Origin of the sequence: Arthrobacter vasquezii (assembly GCF_029455255.1) — a bacterium.
Classification (GTDB): domain Bacteria; phylum Actinomycetota; class Actinomycetes; order Actinomycetales; family Micrococcaceae; genus Arthrobacter_D; species Arthrobacter_D parietis.
This window is the reverse complement of sequence record NZ_JAROKN010000117.1, coordinates 1-1720: the sequence shown is the minus strand read 5'-3', so window position 1 is coordinate 1720 and position 1720 is coordinate 1. Positions and strand designations below refer to the sequence as shown.

The following is a 1720-nucleotide window of genomic DNA, read 5'->3' as shown; positions in this document are numbered from 1 at the left end:
ACTGCGCTGCTGAACGGAATCCCCTGGAACGGTCCGGACGCGGCCCAGTTCCGTACCCGCTGGCACACCTCCGTACGCGTGCAGCTCAATCAGACGGCGCTACTGCGGACAGGACGATGCCGGGCTATTCCGGAGCCGGCGGCGCTCCCCTCGGTGAGCAGGATTGGGAACCGCTGCGTGCGGCCTGCCGCGAGCGCCGGATCCTCACCGCTTCCGAGGAACCCGCCACGACGGGCGGGAGGGTCACCCTGATCGGCGGCGGGCCAGGTGTGGAGGACCTCCTGACCGTGCGGGCGAAGCAGGCGCTGCGGGAGGCCGACGTCGTGCTCTATGACCGACTGGGACCGTACCGGACGCTGCCGCAGCTGGCCCCGGGTGCAGAGCTGATCGACGTCGGGAAGACCCCAGGCCACCACCCGGTCAGTCAGGCGGAGATCGAGAAGCTCATGGTCGCCAAGGCGCGCGAGGGCAAGCACGTGGTGCGGCTCAAGGGCGGCGATCCGTTTGTCTTCGGGCGGGGCGGCGAAGAGGTCAACACCTGCCTGGCGGAGGGCATCCCGGTGACCACCGTGCCGGGGATCAGCAGCTCCATTGCCGTTCCGGCGGCCGCGGGCATACCCGTCACCTATCGAGGGGTGGCTCATGCGTTCACCGTCATCTCAGGTCATCAACCGCTCACTGATACCGAGTTTGAGGCGCTGGCGAAGCTCGGCGGCACTATCGTGGTGCTGATGGGAATCGGGACGCTTCCGCAGCTGACGTCCGGCCTGCGCAAGGCCGGACTGGCTTCGAGCGTGCCCGTCGCCATCGTCGAAAAAGGCTACAGCCCCGAGCAGCGGACCACCGTCACCACCCTGGGTGACGCCGTCACAGCGGCGGGGCGGGCGCGCTGCGCGTCTCCCGCCGTCGTCGTGATCGGTGAGGTGGTGCGTCAGCACCGGGACTTTTCCGCCACGCTTGAGCACGTTCTGGCGCAGCCGCTGGGAGCATCGTGACGGTGACAGCGCCCTCATCGACGCCGTCGCCGGAAGCACCGGATCTACCGGTTGAGGGCTCCCTCGCCGGATTCCGAATCGGCGTGACGTCCGATCGGCGTTCGGCTGACCTCATTGACGCGCTGGAGCGGCGCGGCGCTACGGTGATGCACGCGCCGGCGCTCAAGATCGCTCCCGTGGCAGCTGACCTGCCGCTCGTCGAGGACACGCAGCAGATCATTGCAGCTCGGCCGGACTACGCCGTGATCACCACGGCGTACGGGCTACGCCGCTGGTCGGAGGCTGCGGACGCCGCGGGAGTCGGGGAAGCGTTGCTGGCCGTGCTCGGTGAGTCAAAGATTTACGTCCGTGGGCCCAAAGCACGCGGTGCCGTGCGGGCGGCCGGGCTGACGGACGCCGGCATCAGCGCTGATGAGACCACGGCGTCGCTGGTGAACATGATGCTCGGACTGGAGCTGCGAGGAAAGACCGTCGCCGTCCAACTCCACGGCTACACCGATTATCGGCAGCTCGACCGGCTGCGGCGGGCAGGCGCCGACGTTCTGACCGCAACCCCGTACCGCTGGGTAAAGCCCGCCGGCGCGAATCAGTTGCCCCGGCTCATTGAGGCCGTCTGCAACGGCGGGCTGGATGTTGTGACGTTCACCAGCGCTCCGGCCGTCGACGCCGTGCTGAGCACAGCGTCCGAAATGGGCTGCCGGGACGCGTTCCTGGCGGCGCTTCGT

2 protein-coding genes are annotated in these 1720 nt (G+C 68.7%); both read left to right on the top strand.

The window, feature by feature from the left end; genetic code table 11:
• Positions 1-23: 23 nt before the first annotated feature.
• Positions 24-995: a uroporphyrinogen-III C-methyltransferase gene (gene cobA, locus P4U43_RS17840; RefSeq protein ID WP_318533048.1), complete on the top strand. Its 972-nt coding sequence runs from the start codon at positions 24-26 to the stop codon at positions 993-995.
• Positions 992-1720, top strand: a 729-nt coding sequence (locus tag P4U43_RS17835; protein ID WP_404800771.1) for a uroporphyrinogen-III synthase, incomplete at its 3' end; no start/stop codon positions are given. The genes cobA and P4U43_RS17835, both read left to right, overlap by 4 nt.